Source organism: Psychrobacter sp. 5A.1, assembly GCF_030407455.1.
In the GTDB taxonomy this organism is placed as follows: Bacteria; Pseudomonadota; Gammaproteobacteria; order Pseudomonadales; family Moraxellaceae; genus Psychrobacter.
Genome location: NZ_JASDDJ010000064.1, coordinates 1 through 18,436, shown reverse-complemented (window position 1 = coordinate 18,436; position 18,436 = coordinate 1). Strand labels below are relative to the sequence as shown.

Genomic DNA, 18,436 nt, shown 5'->3' with positions numbered 1-18,436 from the left:
GTGGTTTGATTATTATCGTCAGGCTGCGTAACTAAAATCTCCCAAGTTTATGTATACGGATTTGACGGCAGGGGTCAGATATCTACCATCTATGTCATATATCCCACCTCCAAGACCTTTTTCTGGAAAAATATGATGAACCGTATCATTAGAGGTAATGAATTCAGCAGCTAGCCATCTCGGTTTATCTTCTCCATAAACATGAGTAAAAAAGGGGTGGTTCTCAGTACAGTAAATACCATTGACTGATGTCATTATTTTTTGCTTGGTCGCAGACTTAATCGTTCTTAGTACGGGTTTGTAGACAAGCTCTCCTTTACCACTTTCGTCTTTAGAGAGTACTTTATCACCGATTTTTAACTCCTGAATGGGCACTAGACCTTTATCGGTATGTACGAGCGTCCCTGCCACAAATCCTTTGTTATTCATTAACTTTCCTTTTACTGTTTTTATTATTTATGGGACTGGTTGACCACGTTGGTGTTATGTACCCATAGTCCTGCGTGACCAATGAAGTAGGTATGAAAATCTTTTAGTTCAATATTATATACTTTAGTATTAAAAAAATTATTACTTGTATTGACATCTAAAGTATCGAACTCTTTGATAATTTCTTCAGGAATTGAGTTTTTTCCATAATTTATATCATAAAGGTCGCCCCACTCTTCTATTTTATGACATTGCAACTCATTTGAAGTAGAAAATATTATTGCATCAATATCAGGTCTAATATCACTTTGTGTGCAGTGTCCAAATTTATTTAAAGGTAATGAGATAGCTATATTAGCCAAGTATGTACTAGATACTTCTATTTCAAATATTGGATAAACAGATACAACAGTATAATCTTTACTTGAGTCAAATGAAGATAATACTGTTTCGTAATCTTTTAAGTCCCTAACTGTTATCCACTCTTCTCTTTTCTCGATCCAAACATGATGATTCTTAGAAACAAACATTGCCTTAGCTTTAATTTTCTCTCCATCTATATATTCTTCGTCATTATCTATGTAAACAACTCTATATATTGCACTTTTACCTGAACAAAATGCTCTACTCACGCGTTTATATTCAGTTGGCGCATTGTTGCCGCCCCACTCAGGACGTGACAACACCATATCACCAACTTTAATATCCTGAATCGGCACTAACCCTTTATCCGTATGAACGAGCGTTCCCGCGACAAATCCTTTGTTATTCATCGAGTTTCCTTTTTTAAAAACTATTATTTAATCATCATGCATAATGTGAACTTAACTCATCGAACCTAAGCCCAAATTTCATCAGATACTTACGCAATCTATCGCTATCGTTCGGGCTTTTTAATTTATCGCGGGAGTTCGCATATAGATAGCGCCCAGCCGCCGCTTGGTTTTTATGATTCATACATACCTCAATCACATATGCCAGTTGCACCGCATCAAACGGATCAATAGTTATTAGCATGTCTTCATCAAGATATTGGCGTAAAATGTGATGGCTACCCTGTTCGATGGTTTCGCTATCTAAAGCAGTATTAGAACTGTTATTACTTAGGCTATTTTTATTCGCGTTATTGCCTTTACTATCACTACCTAACCTATTCGAACCATTTAAACGATCAGGTAATTCCCAAAGATGCGTTAAGCGTTCAATCTCCGCTTGTACGTCATCATTGCGAATCACTTTACTCTCAGCCAGCGTGGTCAGACGAATCATACTGGCCGTCAAATCACGGAAGTTGCCTTGCCATGTCGCATCCGCACTCATCGCAAAAGCTTCGTACAACTGCCTTGCTTCTGACGTAAATCGATACTGCTGCTGTTGTTCGCTACCCAAGCGCGCTAGCTCATAATCGATATTGGCAGGTAAATCCTCTAGCCTATCTTTGAGTGATGGCAAAAAGAACGTCCATGTATTAAGACGCGCAAATAAATCTGCCCGAAACTCGCCTTTAGCGACCGCTTGCCGCAAGTCTTTATTGGTGCCTGCCATTAGCTGAAACGACACGCTAATCGGCGTATCACTACCGAGCGGATAAAAGCGCTGCTCCTCCAGTGCGGTTAATAGCATCGCTTGCTCATCAAGCCCCAACTCACCGATTTCATCTAAAAACAACAATCCACCATCAGCTGATTTTAGCAGCCCATCTCGACTCGTCGCAGCTCCCGTGAAGGCACCTTTGACATGACCAAATAACACACTCATGGCAGTGTCACCACGCAGCGTGGCGCAGTTGACCTCGACGAATTGTTCAAGCGTGTTTTTGCCTTGCGTGCTGCTGGCTTTGGCTTTTTTGAGCGCGTAGATTTGGCCTGCCAGTTGCGACTTGCCCGCCCCTGTTGCGCCCATCAGTAGTATGGGTGCGGTTGAGCGAGTGGCGACCTTTTCGATATCGGAGATGAGCTTTTGATAAGCGGCATTTTGGGTGACTAGATTGGCTTGCAAGGTTTGCCAATGTTGCTGTTTTTCTGCTTCAAAGCGTTCACGTAAACCATCATAGCGCGAGACGTCCAAGTCAATCACTTGATAGCGCCCTTGTGGATCAGCTTGGTCGGGTCTTGTGCAAGGCGAAGTCTGAATCAAATCAGCGGGAATAAATCCCGCCTCTACCAATAAGAACCAGCAAATCTGTGCCACGTGCGTACCTGTGGTCAGATGAAGTAAGTAATCGGTGCTGTCCTGAAAATCAAACCCTGCGGCAAAGTCATACAGCTCAGCATAAACGTCGGCAAAATCCCACGGACTAGTCAATGTCAGATGATGACCAATAACGGTAGTGTTCGGACTAACTTGTGCCACGTCATCGACAATTATTTTAAACAGCCGTTTATCGCGCTTGCTATATAAGATATGCAGCTCATCGACCAGTAGCTCGTCATGCAGACCTAGACTCACGGTTGGCCGCCATCGTTGCCAACGCTTATCATTAAAGCCATTGTCTAAAGTAGTGCCGAGGAAGCCGATGACGGCGGTTTTGTTGGCTGTGTTTTGGTTGTACTGGGTTTTATTTGGCATGTTTTTCACTTTTTGATTCGCAAAGAAAACGCTGATAAGTAAATCAAGTTTTTTGACAGTCTTTCGGTTCTACATTTCTATTCAACTGTGTTTATAATCATTTGCCTAGCAGTCTTATTATAACTACTGCCTAAATCAGTATTTTGAGCTTTATGAGAATATGCGAAAAAGCTAACAGTCAACATACTTGGTAGTAGTACGCTAAAGGCATAAGCTTTAGCATGCTTAACTGTCCAATCATTCGTCAGTAGTAGTTGAAATATTTTTACAATGACGGTCACCGTTATCGCGATATTGATGATTATCATTGCTTTCACCAGCCACGATACTGTAAATATCAATACCCACAGAACTGTATTATTAAAATAGTTGAAATATGTCTCTGGTCTGGATAGTGCATACTTAGCACAACCTATAATGAATGCCCAAGCGATGATTGCCATGACTATTAAGATATATATCTTAGGTCCCAAGCCTGAATAAGGATATAAACCTACTAATAAAGCCCCAAATAAAAAGCTGATAAACGTACCTATTTTTATAAATCGCTCTGATAGCCTTACAGTCAGCGCAACTGTAAATGTCATGAAAAATAAAAATACGTGTGAAATATTAAAGAACCCGCTATGCATAGTCATTCCTGCGACTAAACCCAACATACATGCTACGATCATTCTTGTGCTTGTTGATAGCCTACTCATTAAATGTTGGATAGGTGCTAATGGCGATTTTAGTACTCTGGCTGTATCTGTCATTTATTCACTCTTCTCATTTTCTTGCGGTGAGAACTCTAATTAATTTAGGAAACATTCAAAAACATCTTATACCTATTATCTCATTAAATATTATTATCTCTATAATTATAGAATATATTCTATTACTTCTCATAAACCATTATATCTTAAATACTAAAACCACTTTAAAAAATATTATTTAAACCATTAATATCAACTACTTATAAATAAATTCCAAATATGATAAAAACTTGGCACACCCTTAGCATTATATAAAGTAAGCATCATCTTTCATAATAAACAAACTTTGCACTGCTAAGGACAACGACATGCAACCAACCACTCATAACATCATTCAAGACGGTGGAACGCCTATCAGACTTTGGACCAAGGGCGTGCCTGTTGATCCAAAAGCGCACGACCAATTGATCAAAGCCTCAAAAATGCCGTTTGTTTATAAATGGCTTGCGGTGATGCCCGACGTACATGTCGGTATTGGCGCGACTATCGGTACGGTACTGCCAACCAAAGAAGCGATTATTCCGGCTGCCGTTGGCGTCGATATTGGCTGCGGAATGATGGCAGTACAAACCACGCTAACTGCAAACGATTTGCCAGACAGTTTGCTTGGTCTGCGTACCGAACTAGAAAAAGCCATTCCACATGGTCGTAGTAAAACGCGTGGTCGCGGGTCACGCCGTGATGTTGGCGCATGGGCAAACCCTGATGACACCGTAATGAACGGTTGGGGAACGCTGGTTGATGACTTTAACTATATAACCCAAAAGCACCCTCGCCTAAAAAACACCAACAACCTTAACCATTTGGGTACGCTGGGTACGGGTAACCATTTCGTCGAGGTGTGCCTTGATGAAACCAATCAAGTTTGGATCATGCTGCACTCAGGCTCACGCGGTGTGGGTAATGCCATTGGTCGCTACTTTATTGAGCTGGCACGTGAGGACATGCGCAAGTGGTTCATCAACTTGCCTGATAAAGATTTGGCCTACTTTGCCGAGGGTACAGAGCACTTCGATGATTATTGGTTTGCGGTGGGTTGGGCGCAGCGTTTTGCTTTTAAAAACCGTGAAATCATGATGGAAAAAGCCATCAAAGCGCTACGCCACATCATACCTAAGCCGTTTGATGCTGCGGTAAAAGCGGTGAACTGTCATCATAACTATGTGGAAAAAGAGCAACATTATGGCGAGGAAGTATTTGTGACCCGCAAAGGTGCTGTCCGTGCCCGCGTTGGTGAGTACGGCATCATTCCGGGGTCAATGGGTGCCAAATCGTTCATCGTACGCGGTAAAGGAAACGAAGAATCATTTTGCTCTTGCTCGCATGGTGCAGGTCGTATCATGTCACGTACCGAAGCCAAAAAGGTATTTACGGTAGCCGATCAAATCGCGCAGACTGAGGGCGTAGAATGCCGAAAGGACGCGGATGTGATTGATGAGATTCCAGCAGCTTATAAAAATATTGATGACGTGATGCAAGCGCAAAGTGATTTGGTAGAAGTGGTACATACACTGCGTCAGGTGGTTTGTGTTAAAGGGTGAGAAGCGTTGAAAAAAATTTGATAGATGTTTTTAGCTTCGCAAAAGCCAAGCTATGCTGGGCTGATACAAAACAATGTATAGTAAAGTAAAAAACCAAACATGTATCTTCAAATTAAATAACACAAGGTAAATAAAATGAGTAAATCTTGGCAATGCCCTTTTTGTAATAATCATTCAACTGTAAATAATCAGAATATGTCTTCAGGCGATTTATTTTTTGATAATGAGAATAAACTTGGCAGATTGAATTTGAAAATAGAGTCTATTACCTGTCCAAATCCAGATTGCAGAGAGTTTGTATTGGAAGCACATCTATTTGAAAGTGTGATTAAAAATTCAAACTTTGGTTCATCCTATGTAGATGGAAGTTTAATTTACAGTTGGAAGCTTCATCCACAGTCTACTGCAAAACCTTTACCTGATTATATCCCTACAGCTATAAAGGCAGATTATAAAGAAGCATGCTCAATCTTAAATTTAAGCCCCAAAGCATCGGCAACTTTAGCAAGACGCTGTTTACAAGGAATGATTAGAAACTTTTGGGAAGTAAAGCCTCAAAACCTTTTTCAAGAAATCGAATCTATCAAAGATAAAGTAGAACCAGATACTTGGGAAGCTATTGATGTAGTTAGAAAAGTAGGTAATATCGGTGCTCATATGGAGAAGGATATCAACCAAATTGTTGAAGTTGATGAAAACGAAGCAAGTCTGCTAATTGGTTTGATAGAAATGCTCATAGAAGAATGGTATGTCAGCCGTTATGAACGTAAACAGCGTTTAGCTCAAATTAAGCAATTAGGACAGGATAAAGACGTCCAGCGAAAAATGAAAAGTAATCCCGTTACTCCAAACTAATAGAAAGCCTGAAAGAGATAACAGAGGTTAAACATTTTAACCTCTTAAGGAAAACCAAAATGAAACTCGCAGAAGCTCTACTTATCCGTAGCGATATGCAAAAGAAACTGGCTCAGCTTAAGGGCCGTATCAACGCCAACATTAAAGTCCAAGAAGGCGATACGCCATCTGAGGACCCAAACACATTGATGGTTGATGCCAGCCAAATCATCAATGAATTGTCCAACCTGATTGAACGTATTCACCATACCAATGCAATTGCCAAGACGGATAACGGTCAATCGATGCTAACGCTGTTGGTAGAGCGCGATACCTTAGAGATGCGCCATAAACTATTGATCGATGCCATATCAGCCACGCATACCGAAACAGACCGTTATAGCCATCGTGAGATTAAATATAATGTCATGGTGTCGGTTGCTAGTTTACAAAAGCAAGCGGATGATATTGCCATGAAACTGCGGCAAATCAATATTGTGATTCAGTCCAATAATTGGCAAATCGATTTAGCAGAGTAGTTTCTTTTAAATCACTACTTTTAAATCACTACTTTTAAATCACTACTTTTATAGTCGAATGACTATAGAACACCCTTTTGGAACCGACTGAGCGAGTGTTAAGACCCCGCACTCCACAACAGGGGGTTGAACAAATACTGCAGTGGCTACTTGACGTTGCGGGCAAACGTCTTTTTTACTATTTATGCCCCTACTCGTCACTTGCTACACCGCACTATTTAGACCTTATCACCAGACACTGACAGTCGGTTTCAATCTTATTTTTAAAACCATTGATCATAAGCCATGTGAAAATTTTGGCTAAAACCCATCTTTTCTATGAATAATTATCATCTAAAAAGGGCGACTTTAATACCCCTAAACGAATATAGATGCGGTAAACTAAAGTGTGCGTGGTATGTGACCACGGCGCTACTTTATAATCACTTTCACATTGAAAATTTGATAATGACTTTTATACGAGGAAATACCCATGATGAACATGAACGATATGTTAGGCGCTGTAACAGGCGGTGATAACGATGAAAATGGCCTATCAGGCTTGATCGACAGCGCAAAAAACATCAGCAGCGAAGACATACAAAGATACCAAAGCATGTCAAAAGCTGAGCTATTAGATGAGATCAAAAACTCTGAGCACAGCGCTGCTGTTGTGGCATTTATCAAAGATCTAATAGCGAAGAAATTCAACGGCTAAACGTTGATATCTAAAGCTAAACCTTGATAAATTGATAGATGAACAGGGCCTAAAAAATATGCGTCATACCGTATTTTTTAGGCTCTTTTATTTGATAGTAATTGATAGCAACTTAAGCACGCACGATAAAACAATCACATCCCGCTTTACAAAAAATTAAACTTTGAGAGTGCACCAATGAGCTTTATGTCCAACCAAAGCGCCAGTAATGCCAGTGCCCATACTTCGAGCACCAAGCGTGCGACCCTAAAAATAGATGGCAGCACTGGCGAAGGTGGCGGACAAATCATTCGTACCGCTCTCTCATTATCGATGCTGACAGGCATACCCATTGAAATGTTTAATATCCGCGCTGGGCGAGCCAAATCAGGATTAATGCGGCAGCACTTGATGTGCGTGCAAGCGTCACAACAGATATCGAACGCTAGCGTATCAGGCGCAGCGTTGGGCAGCACATCGTTTCGCTTTGCGCCGAGTGCGATTCGATCAGGTGATTACCATTTTGATATTGGCTCGGCTGGCAGTACCAGTTTGGTGCTACAAACGCTACTTCCTGCTCTGCTTTTTGCTAATACAGATCAAAACATCAACTCAACAGTGAGTATAAAAGGCGGTACGCACAACCCTCTAGCGCCAACCACGGACTTTTTGCAGCAGGCATTTGTCCCTGCATTAGCGAAATTAGGCATGCACGTTGATATTGAATGCGTGCAAGCAGGCTTTGCGCCCATCGGTGGTGGCGTGATTAAGGCAACCATTACACCATTCATGCGCCGTGCGGATGCCAAGCCATTGGCGCTCACCAAACGTGGAGCGCTGACAAATATCGCATTAGTAGCCAGTGTCCTAAATTTAGAATATGACATTGGCAAACGTGAACTTGCCAGCGCTAAATCCGTACTGCTTGAAAGCGGAGTGGATGCCTCACTTATTACTACTAGAGCTAATAAGCTAGACGGTATCGGTGAAGGCAATACTTGCTATGCGCAGGTTACTCATGAATGTGGCGATCATCTGCATCACGAAATATTTACGCTATTGGGTGAAAAACGCATGTCAGCTGAGAAAATGGGCAATCGCTTAGCAGGCTTAGTCAAACGCTATCTGTTTAAAACCGATGCGCTGGTTGATGAGTATTTAACAGACCAGTTGCTATTACCACTGGCGTTATCCGGTGGTGGTGAATTTACGGCACGAGTCATCAGTCAGCATACCGAAACCCAAGCATGGCTGATTGAGCAATTTTTGCCCGTTGAGATAAAATTTGAGGCTATCAATGAGCAGAATACTTTGGTGCAAGTGATTGTTTAAATACGATCTATTTATTGTACTTTTGACATCATATAATCGACAGCATTTTTTACACTTTCATCGTTAATGGTAGCACCACCTTTCGCAGGCATAGCATTGTAGCCATTAATGGCATGCTCATACAAAACGGCTTTTCCCTTTTTAACTCTATCCTTCCATGCTTTGGCATTACCAAACTTTGGCGAGCCTAATAGTCCCGATTGGTGGCATACGCTACAAGCTCTATCATAAGTAGTGTAACCATCCAGCGTAGGTATATTTCTTCTTTCATACAAAGTATCGTCAATCACCTCGCCTGCTGTATCTATAAAGAATATTTTACCATTCTCCACCACTTTGGCTGAAATCACTTCTTTTACTTCACTGTCATAATACACGGTAAAATCTTCTGCTTTCTCATATTTAAACGGGACGAGCAGCTTTCCAGTACCTTTGACGAAGCTGTATTTACCTTTTCCATTATTAATCAGTGCTCGGCCATGATAGTAAGTTAACGGCTGCAACTCATCATAATCGTAATACTGTCCTGATAGTCCCACAAGTCTATTTATGCCCTGATAGGTGACCTTAGCGGTAGGCTCGTCAAAGCCTGTATGCCATAGCATGCCATCGGCCTGATCATAATTAAAAGGTAACACCGTATCGTTATCAGCATTGATAAAACCAAACTTATTACCTTTACGCACATTAGCCACGCCAAAACTAAAACGATAAGCATCATCGTATTCAGCAGGAATAGCAGTATCCAGTATTTCATCAAAATAACCATATTTTTTATCGCCACTATTATTTGTCACCTCAAACAATATTCTTTTGTTAAGAGAGGGATAGTCGGTATTAATACGATTAAAAATCGTAGGCTGCTTCACAGTATTATCAAATCGCAATAGACCAAACTTACCAGCCTCTGTAACCAATAAATAAGGCTCTTCTCTTTCCATTGAATAATAGGTGGTATCTTCCTCTTTATCTCTAGAGCTGTCATATATGTAGCGTTCACATTCGGCGGTAGAGCAACCAAAAACATAATCCCTCCCCATAACACTATGCGGATAAATAACGTTATGAAGAGCATATCGATATTTAACAGGAACCTTAATCTGAAAGTCACTGCCGACGATGCCCACCTTACTACCTGTGTCCTTGACCAAGTAACTTACTGAGTCTTTATACTCAATAGCTACTATGTCCTCATAGACAGCATCTAATACCAGTTTTTGATCGGCTAAATCGACTATGCCACACAGTCCATTAGGCGCCTCAATACTGCACCAAATAATCAAAGCGGGCTTGCCTTCAACTCTCTCCACATAGTCATCTGCAGTGATATATCTAACCTCACCAGTTTTATCTACAAAGCTTTTCCCTAAAAGAAAACTATCGGTTTCTAACGTGCTATTTTCTTGTACATCTAAAGCAGCTAAAGGACTGGAGCATACACAAGCTAGTAAAAGACCTGTAATCGTGCGGTTTATCATATGATGGTTTCCAATAATTTAGCGTACAGCTTACCTTTGCAATAAAGCTCTGACAAATTTTTAATGAGCAAATGTAGGCAATTTCATGTTTATTTTTAATCAAGTCAACTTTAACAAAAAACACTGTGTACTCAATTATCACTAAGCCGTGATATCATAACCGTACAATATGCGCGTTAATTATAAGTTAAGATAAATATTATTTGCTCTCGACATCATATGTATTGATGCTTGAGACATATTCTTTTTATCTGTTATATATAATTACCGCGTTTTTTAATTTCCATGTTTTATTACCGAGCCTCGCTATGCCCCAATCTCGTACCAATCTAAATCCTGAACCAAAAAGTAATTCGCCCTATTTAATCGGTGTATTGTTGCGCTATAGCACCTTTGCCGCAGCCGTTTTTCTGTTTTTAGCAGGGTTGTTATTATTGAACTGGTGGCTGATTCTTATTGGTGGATTTGGGGTAGCTTTGGGCATTTACGATGTCATTCAATCCAAACATGCCATCTTGAATAACTATCCTATCGCGGGACATGTTCGCTATGTGTTGGAGGACTTTCGCCCCGAGATTCGGCAGTATTTGCTCGAGGATGATAAAGAACAAGTACCGTTTTCGCGCCAGCAGCGTGCCTTGGTCTATCAGCGTGCTAAGAACGTCAGTGATACCAATGCGTTTGGTACGCTAGATGACCTATATGCGCATGGCAAAGAGTGGTTTTTGCAATCAGCGGTCAGCCAACCTTTAGAGAATAAAGACTTTAAAATTATGGTCGGTGGTGAACGTTGTCAGCAGCCGCATGAGATGTCGGTATTTAATATCTCAGCAATGAGCTTTGGTAGCTTGTCTGCCAACGCTATTATGGCACTCAATCAAGGTGCTAAAATAGGCGGCTTTACCCATGATACTGGCGAAGGTGCGATCAGCCCTCATCATCGTAAGTTCGGTGGCGATTTAATTTGGGAATTGGGTACGGGTTATTTCGGTTGCCGCGATGCCAATGGTAATTTTGATGCACAGTCTTTTGCTGAAAAAGCCGTCGATCCACAAGTAAAAATGATCGAAATCAAACTGTCTCAAGGCGCCAAACCGGGTAAAGGCGGCGTGCTACCAGCGGAGAAAATTACCCAAGAGATTGCTGACACGCGTCAAGTACCACTTGGTCAAGATTGCATTTCACCCTCTTCACATACTGCTTTTAGTACCCCGCGTGAGCTCGTGGCTTTTTGGCAGCAGTTACGTGAATTATCTGGTGGCAAACCTGTTGGGTTTAAGCTATGTATTGGTCAGCCATGGCAGTTTATGGCGATTGTCAAAGCCATGATTGAGATGGATAACTATCCTGATTTTATCGTCATTGATGGTGCTGAGGGTGGTACTGGTGCCGCACCTGTCGAGTTTATGGATAATGTTGGTATGCCGATGGTTGATGGGTTTTTATTGGTTCATAACACTTTAGTCGGTGCAGGCATCCGTGACAAAGTGAGACTGGGTGTGAGTGGCAAAATCGTCTCTGGTTTTGATATCGCTCGTATGATTGCCTTGGGTGCAGACTGGTGTAACTCGGCACGTGGCTTTATGTTTGCCGTCGGTTGTATTCAATCCCGCTCTTGTCATACCAACACTTGTCCGACCGGTGTGGCGACCCAAGATCCTTATCGCCAAAAAGCGCTTGATGTCCCAAGTAAAGCCGAGCGCGTCGCAAGCTTCCATAAGAATACGCTAAAATCACTTGCCAGTATCGTTGGTGCAGTCGGTTTACAGCATCCAAGCCAACTACAGCCTTATCACATTGCGCGTCGTTTAGAAGATGGACAAATAAAACTGCTATCTAAGTTCTTTTACTTTACAGATAGAGGTGCATTACTTGATCAAAGTGCCCGTGCAGACGTATTTAATCAGATGTGGGTAATGTCGACAGCGGATAGTTTCCTTGCCGATAATGATGCATTGATTGCATACAATAAGGACTCGCGTGATACAGGTAAACAAACGCAAGCGCCAACTTTAAAAGCGGGCGATCAAGCAACAAACGATCAAGCAAACAATAATACTACTGGTATCATGATGGGCAATGTCAATAATACCTTTCGCGACTTTCCACCTAACAGTGAGTAAGCATTAGCGATTCATCATCGGTGAGCCATGACCACTGATATCTCTTTCCTTATGATAAAAGACCTATAATTAATGCCAAGTTTTTCTCATACTTTACCTTTATGCACAGTCGCCCTGCTCTCATTTAGTATCAGCGCTTGCCAGCCAATAGAGACTACTGCCACTCATAGCGACACAGAAAACTGGTCGTGCCAGTCTCAGGATGCCCCTTTTTCTTATAGTGCCTGTCGTATTAAAGCGGAAGCATTGATTGATGGCCGTTACTCATTAAAGTTGTTTTGGCAACAGTCTGAGAGTGCGCAACCCTTGCTAACTTTTGATAATTTGATGTCGACATTACCAAGCAATCAAGCGCTTAGCTTTGCCATGAATGCGGGTATGTACAATAAAGACTATGCACCGATTGGCTACACCATCATTGAAGGTAAAGAAGTTCGTGCATTAAACCTCAATGAAGGCGGCGGTAATTTTCACCTGCTACCCAATGGGGTCATGTGGTGGGATAAGTCTGGGAAGGTACAGATTACAGAAAGTAATGCCTTAAATGAGTTGCTTGCAGAGGGCAAAGCACAGCCTTGGTATGCGACCCAATCAGGCCCGATGCTCGTCATCAATAACGAGATACATCCACAATTCAAACCTGATAGTACCTCACTAAAAATTCGTAATGGTGCAGGCGTTTGTAGTGATGGCAGCATACAATTCGTGAATAGCGATGAACCCGTCACGTTTTATCAATTTGCATCCCTATTTAAAGACAACTTGAGCTGCCCGAATGCACTGTTTTTAGATGGCGGAATTGCATCGGCACTATATGCGCCTAGCATCGATAAGCATGATAAAAAAGAGATGGGCGTCATGATTGGTGTGGTTGAAAATAAAGAGTAATACGCATCTACATTTCAATGTTAATATCTAACTCCTATTGCTTCTCATATTACGTTCAATAAAAAGCACTTGAAATGACGTTGTCATCCAAGTGCTTTTTTTGTTATTGGTAATAATTAATGGCTAACAATCGCTAAAAACTAACCACCCAAGCTCATCTTAGGGCCAAACGGTTCATAATGGACACTATCGACACCATGATCTAATCCCACTAACCCATCAATCATACTTTCCATAAATGGCATTGATCCGCACACATAGATATCAGCAGGCTTAGGCAATGTTTCAAGCCATGTGGCATCTAATAACTGTCCTGACTCAAAGTAAAAAATATGCTTTTCTACGTTTTCAGCTTTTGCGAGTAAGGCCTCTACCTGAGCAGAAAAAGCATGATGTGTGGCATTTTGGCACGCATAAACCCAGATAATAGGTCGTTTCGGATTGGCCAGTACTTGCGCCTCTAACATAGATAGCACAGGTGTAACTCCGACCCCAGCACTCATCAATACCAACGGAATCTCGTTCTGCTGTACCAAATCTTGATTAAGCGCAAAGTCACCCGCTGGTGCCGATAGTAAAACCGTGTCACCGACTTCTAATTGGTCATGCATATAGTTAGAGACTAACCCATGATGCTCATTACGGTTATCACGTCGAACAGCAAACTGAATGCCTGCATCGGTACTGGCAGAGTATAAAGAATAATGACGCAGCGCAATATGATCGCTGTCTGCTGGATCTGTTTTCACCGTAATATATTGACCAGCGGTTAACTTCAGTTTACTCAGGTCAATATCTTGATTACTGTCTTCATTATCGTTCACTGGCACTACTGTAAAGGCTGCGATATCTGTAGCAGCCGCTACCTTTTCAGTCACTATAAAAGGCGCAAATCCTTGCCACATTGCCTCTTTATACATGCCATGTTCAATCTGAATAAATACCGAGGCGATCTCATCATAAGCTTCTGTCCAAGCGGTAATGATGTCGTCAGTGGCTGCCTCTCCTAGCACTTCTTTTATCGCACCGATCAAATGCTTACCGACGATAGGATAATGCTCAGGCAAAATCTGTAAGGCTCTATGTTTATGGCTAATCTGGGTCACTTGTGGCAATAGCGTCGCCAATTTGTCCAAATGCTTGGCAGCGGCTAATACTGTTGTAGCCAGAGCGGTCTGTTGACGTCCCAGTTTTTGATTGGTCTCATTAAAAATATCTAACAGCTCAGGATGCTCATTAAACATGTTTCTATAAAATACGGTGGTAATTGCAACGCCATGTTCTTCAAGTACAGGAACGGTTGCTGTGACGATTTCTAAAGTCTTTGGTGAGGCCATGTTGTTTCTCTTAATAAGTTATCGGTTTGGTGTATTAAAGAATGAAAGCGCGATATTTTAAAATAAGTATCCTAGATAGCGCCAACAAGCGGTCAGCGCTTGCTATCTATCCACCTATAAGATTCATTTGAAATGAATGTTATCACATTTTACTGAGTATACCAATGCCGAATTGTCATATCGTCTATTTCTTAAACAAAAAAAGCAGCCGTTATGTTGTCATAACGGCTGCTTTCATAAGGATTCAATCAGACTTAATAGATTTTATAAGTGATAGTCGATTCAATATAATTTGGATACAAGGAAAGCGAGTGAAAGTACTACAAGTAGTAGACTGACACCGTATCCAGTTGATAGAGGACTGACTATAGCATAAACGTCAAAACTATCGTGCTAAGTAACCGGTCATCTCTTCCACGCCATGCAAGGTCATGGGATACATCTTGTTATCCACGAGTTTTTTGATCTCAACGATGGTTTGAGTATATTGCCAATATGTAGGATTTTCCGGATTGAGCCAAGCAACTTTATCAAAATGATCAAGTACCCGTTTCAGCCATACGATACCCGCCTCATTATTCATATACTCAACGCTACCGCCCACTGTCATCAACTCATATGGCGACATCGATGCATCACCAACGAATATCACCCGATACTCTCGACCATATTTATTCAGCAGCTCATACGTTGGCATTGGTGCGCTATGGCGACGGTTATTATCTTTCCACACATAATCATAAAGACAGTTGTGAAAATAAAAGAACTCTAAGGTTTTAAACTCATTTTTTGCCGCAGAGAATAGTTTTTCAAGCGCTTCGACATGGACATCCATACTGCCGCCTACATCAAACAACATCAATACTTTGACACGGTTTCGGCGTTCCGCCTGCATATGAATATCAAGCACGCCTTTTTTTGCGGTTCGCCTGATGGTCTCTTTAATATCAAGCTCATCGGCACTACCTGTACGTGCAAACTGGCGCAGATTACGCAGCGCCATCTGAATTTGACGTGTACCTAGCAAGTTATCATCATCGAGATTGCGATATTTGCGCTGCTCCCAGACTTTGGCTGCACTACGTTTTCGTGACTCACCGCCGACCCGTACGCCTTCTGGATGATCGCCGTAGGCACCAAATGGTGAAGTGCCGCCCGTCCCCACCCATTTACTACCACCTTGATGACGTTCTTTTTGCTCTTTTAGACGCTCTTCTAACGCCTTCATTAGCTCCTCTAGCGAACCATATTTTTTGAGTAATCGACGTTGCTCTTCTGTCAGATTTTTTGGGTCTAGTTTTAAATCCAGCCATTCTTTAGGCACGTCCGTCAGCTTGGCCAATAATTCATCCAGATCTAAACTGTCGACGCCTTCGAAATAATCCGCCATTGCCCGATCGAATTTATCAAAATGACGCTCATCTTTGACCATGCACAATCGAATCAAACGATACATGTCTTCGCGACTGGCAAAGGTGGTCAATGTTGGATCTTCTGGGTGCGGCTGCATCATCAACCCCTGCTCTAACGCGGCATTTAGATCGAGCAGCTCACGTGTACTGACTGGTACGCCGTAAGTACGCAAGGTGTAAAACAGTTTTATGAACATAAGCTACGCATCACTTATTGGCTGATTGGGTTATGACTGAGCCTAGTGTTTATAAGCTCAAACCATGATAACAAGGCAGTTAAGTCGCCTTCTAATGCTGACAGGCTAGCGACGCATCATATTGGCAAAGCGCTGCAATAGACTCACATCGGCTTCGTTTTTCAATAATGCACCATATAGTGGCGGAATAGACTTTTCACCACGCAGGTTTTCTTCTAATTCTGCTTGTGCCATGTCGTCAGCGAGTAACAAGGTCAACCAATCGACCAGCTCAGACGTTGATGGTGGCTTTTTGAGACCCTGAATACCACGCAGCTTATAAAAGATATCCAATGCATCATTGACCAGCTTTTCTTGAATGTCAGGGAAATGCACTCCGATAATTTGGCGCATGGTTTCTTCTTCAGGAAAGTCAATATAATGAAAGAAACAACGACGCAAAAATGCATCTGGCAGCTCTTTTTCATTGTTTGAGGTAATAATAACCACTGGACGCTGCGCTGCAGTGATGGTTTCGCCCGTCTCATAAACATAAAAAGACATCTTATCAAGTTCATGTAGCAAGTCATTTGGGAACTCGATATCGGCTTTATCAATCTCATCAATCAATAATACCGTACGCTCTTTACTGGTAAAGGCATCCCATAGCTTACCTGGTTTGATATAGTTGGCAATGTCATAGACCTTATCATCACCTAACTGTGAGTCACGTAAGCGCGACACTGCATCATACTCATACAGACCTTGCTCAGCCTTAGTCGTCGATTTTACGTGCCACGTGATGAGCGGCATACCTAAACTCTCGGCAACTTCTTCTGCCAGTAACGTCTTACCCGTACCAGGCTCACCTTTGATCAGTAGTGGCTTTTGTAAAGTCATGGCGGCATTCACTGCCAGTTGCAAATCATCGGTGGCGATATAGCTTTGTGTGCCAGTAAAGGTTTTTTTGGTCATAATCAAATCTCGATTGTTGTTATAGATGAGTTGTTATAAATGAGTGGGTCTAAAACAGCGATGGGTGATAAATAATAAATTAGATTAGCACAGCCTGACGTATTGCCAAAATACTCATGCGTTCGCCATTATTAACAATTGTTATGAATATTTTACAGTTCTCAATTATTCATATGGTTGGTAAACCATCTCGCATAAAAAATCTCAAAAAAAAAGACACTCATTGGTGTCTTTTTATTCAGGTATCAAACGGCTCTTAAGATAGCCATGTGTTTTAAGATAATTGTATGTTTTAAAATAACGACTCTGTGTTACCACTTCTAGGCCGTGTCTTCATTTCAAAAATGGTGATAAAAATGAGATAAATTGCCATCAAACAAGAAAAATAGCGCAGATAATATCGAGATATTAGTCAGCTATTTGACGCCATTTGGCAAGATTTAGCCATCTTTAGCCCATTTAGATGACTATCGAGTGAATTGAAGACACGCCCTAGGCTTTTATCACTTATTAGACGTATCGCTGTCAGTTTTTTTCGCCAACGTGCTGTCTTTTTTTAAGCTCACGTCAGATTCAGCCGATTCTGTTACGGGCACACTTTCTGGCAAATAGCTGCCGGTGGTTAACTGCATCGTCGCCTGTGTATCCTCAGCGGTACGGCTACGGGCTTTGTCTAGACTGGATGCAAACGCACTGCGAATGAGCTGCCAAATAAAACCGACAAACAATCCTGCGACTAATACCACCAGTATCGGCAGCATGTTCACAATCGCGCCAGTAAAATCTTTCATCATAATCGCGTAGACCACGCTGATGCTGGCTGGTGCAAGTACGCTAGGATCGCCAAGTGCCGTACTTGGTGCGACCAAAACAGCCAGTAGTATCATCCAACTCATGCCACCCAGCGGCCGCGGCAGCATACGAGCGACCAACAACCATAATATCAATACGATAACGACACCGCCAAGGTAAGCATACATTGGCAAATCGGCAGGTGGCACGTCTTTGACCATCTGCCCCCACCAAATAGCAACCTCACCGAGAATATCACTGATGGCTTCTAACGGTAAGAGATGTACGATATTTTTTAACCAGTCCATACGCGTTTCACTATTTGCGTTTATAAATTGTGCGTCTTTTCGTTTTTGCAGGCAGACAATAGATACCGCCTTACTATAAACAACAACGAATACATCATCGACATGCACACTTGATAGACCGCTAGTTTATCACGACTTTCTACCCAAATGCATGTGAGCAAATGTGTCGTAGGCTTTTTATCAGTGCCATTTTGACATTAGGGTCTGTTGAACATTCAAATGTGGTGCTGGCAGTCACTATTTTTTAGACAATATGCAGTGAAATTTTTGACG

The 18,436-nt window shown here is 41.8% G+C and carries 16 protein-coding genes; 7 read left to right on the top strand and 9 right to left on the bottom strand.

The window, feature by feature from the left end:
* Window positions 1-18: 18 nt before the first annotated feature.
* The 4 genes from QL982_RS12165 to QL982_RS12150 form a co-directional block, all read right to left on the bottom strand.
* Entirely contained in the window at window positions 19-429 is a 411-nt protein-coding gene (locus QL982_RS12165; protein ID WP_290190343.1) for a Hint domain-containing protein, read from the bottom strand.
* 23 nt (window positions 430-452) lie between these two features.
* Window positions 453-1,202, bottom strand: coding sequence for a Hint domain-containing protein (locus QL982_RS12160; RefSeq protein ID WP_290190342.1), 750 nt, complete (start codon window positions 1,200-1,202; stop codon window positions 453-455).
* A 34-nt stretch (window positions 1,203-1,236) separates the two neighbouring features.
* Window positions 1,237-2,997, bottom strand: a complete 1,761-nt coding sequence (gene rtcR / locus QL982_RS12155; RefSeq protein WP_290164021.1) for an RNA repair transcriptional activator RtcR — start codon at window positions 2,995-2,997, stop codon at window positions 1,237-1,239.
* A 77-nt stretch (window positions 2,998-3,074) separates the two neighbouring features.
* Complete coding sequence (locus QL982_RS12150; protein WP_290164020.1) at window positions 3,075-3,752, bottom strand: hypothetical protein; 678 nt, start codon at window positions 3,750-3,752, stop codon at window positions 3,075-3,077.
* A gap of 308 nt (window positions 3,753-4,060) precedes the next feature.
* On the opposite strand from QL982_RS12150, the gene QL982_RS12145 reads away from it, so the two are divergent.
* From QL982_RS12145 to rtcA, 5 genes are all read left to right on the top strand, one after another.
* Entirely contained in the window at window positions 4,061-5,293 is a 1,233-nt protein-coding gene (locus tag QL982_RS12145) for an RtcB family protein (protein WP_290164019.1), read from the top strand.
* 135 nt (window positions 5,294-5,428) lie between these two features.
* Window positions 5,429-6,148 (top strand): DUF4145 domain-containing protein, encoded by a 720-nt coding sequence (locus tag QL982_RS12140; RefSeq protein ID WP_290164018.1) that lies wholly within the window; start codon window positions 5,429-5,431, stop codon window positions 6,146-6,148.
* A 59-nt stretch (window positions 6,149-6,207) separates the two neighbouring features.
* Window positions 6,208-6,666: a DIP1984 family protein gene (locus QL982_RS12135; protein ID WP_290164017.1), complete on the top strand. Its 459-nt coding sequence runs from the start codon at window positions 6,208-6,210 to the stop codon at window positions 6,664-6,666.
* Between the two features lie 472 nt (window positions 6,667-7,138).
* On the top strand, window positions 7,139-7,363 hold the full coding sequence (locus QL982_RS12130; protein ID WP_110922718.1) for a hypothetical protein: 225 nt from the start codon (window positions 7,139-7,141) through the stop codon (window positions 7,361-7,363).
* Between the two features lie 186 nt (window positions 7,364-7,549).
* Window positions 7,550-8,674, top strand: a complete 1,125-nt coding sequence (gene rtcA / locus QL982_RS12125) for an RNA 3'-terminal phosphate cyclase (RefSeq protein WP_290164016.1) — start codon at window positions 7,550-7,552, stop codon at window positions 8,672-8,674.
* 11 nt (window positions 8,675-8,685) lie between these two features.
* Here the strand turns inward: rtcA and QL982_RS12120 are convergent, their stop codons facing one another.
* Window positions 8,686-10,152, bottom strand: coding sequence for a c-type cytochrome (locus QL982_RS12120; protein ID WP_290164015.1), 1,467 nt, complete (start codon window positions 10,150-10,152; stop codon window positions 8,686-8,688).
* 308 nt (window positions 10,153-10,460) lie between these two features.
* On the opposite strand from QL982_RS12120, the gene QL982_RS12115 reads away from it, so the two are divergent.
* The gene (locus tag QL982_RS12115; protein WP_290164014.1) at window positions 10,461-12,275 is read left to right on the top strand and encodes an FMN-binding glutamate synthase family protein; all 1,815 of its coding nucleotides are present in this window, start codon (window positions 10,461-10,463) and stop codon (window positions 12,273-12,275) included.
* 72 nt (window positions 12,276-12,347) lie between these two features.
* Complete coding sequence (locus tag QL982_RS12110) at window positions 12,348-13,163, top strand: phosphodiester glycosidase family protein (protein WP_290164013.1); 816 nt, start codon at window positions 12,348-12,350, stop codon at window positions 13,161-13,163.
* Between the two features lie 140 nt (window positions 13,164-13,303).
* Here the strand turns inward: QL982_RS12110 and QL982_RS12105 are convergent, their stop codons facing one another.
* The 4 genes from QL982_RS12105 to QL982_RS12090 all read right to left on the bottom strand — a co-directional run bounded on the left by QL982_RS12105 (window position 13,304) and on the right by QL982_RS12090 (window position 18,163).
* The gene (locus QL982_RS12105; protein WP_290164012.1) at window positions 13,304-14,500 is read right to left on the bottom strand and encodes a globin domain-containing protein; all 1,197 of its coding nucleotides are present in this window, start codon (window positions 14,498-14,500) and stop codon (window positions 13,304-13,306) included.
* 385 nt (window positions 14,501-14,885) lie between these two features.
* A complete protein-coding gene (locus tag QL982_RS12100) occupies window positions 14,886-16,109 on the bottom strand; it encodes a VWA domain-containing protein (protein WP_290164010.1) in 1,224 nt (407 codons plus the stop codon).
* Window positions 16,110-16,214: 105 nt separating this feature from the next.
* On the bottom strand, window positions 16,215-17,063 hold the full coding sequence (locus QL982_RS12095) for a MoxR family ATPase (protein ID WP_201591236.1): 849 nt from the start codon (window positions 17,061-17,063) through the stop codon (window positions 16,215-16,217).
* Between the two features lie 503 nt (window positions 17,064-17,566).
* Window positions 17,567-18,163 (bottom strand): hypothetical protein, encoded by a 597-nt coding sequence (locus QL982_RS12090; protein ID WP_290164006.1) that lies wholly within the window; start codon window positions 18,161-18,163, stop codon window positions 17,567-17,569.
* Window positions 18,164-18,436 lie beyond the last annotated feature (273 nt).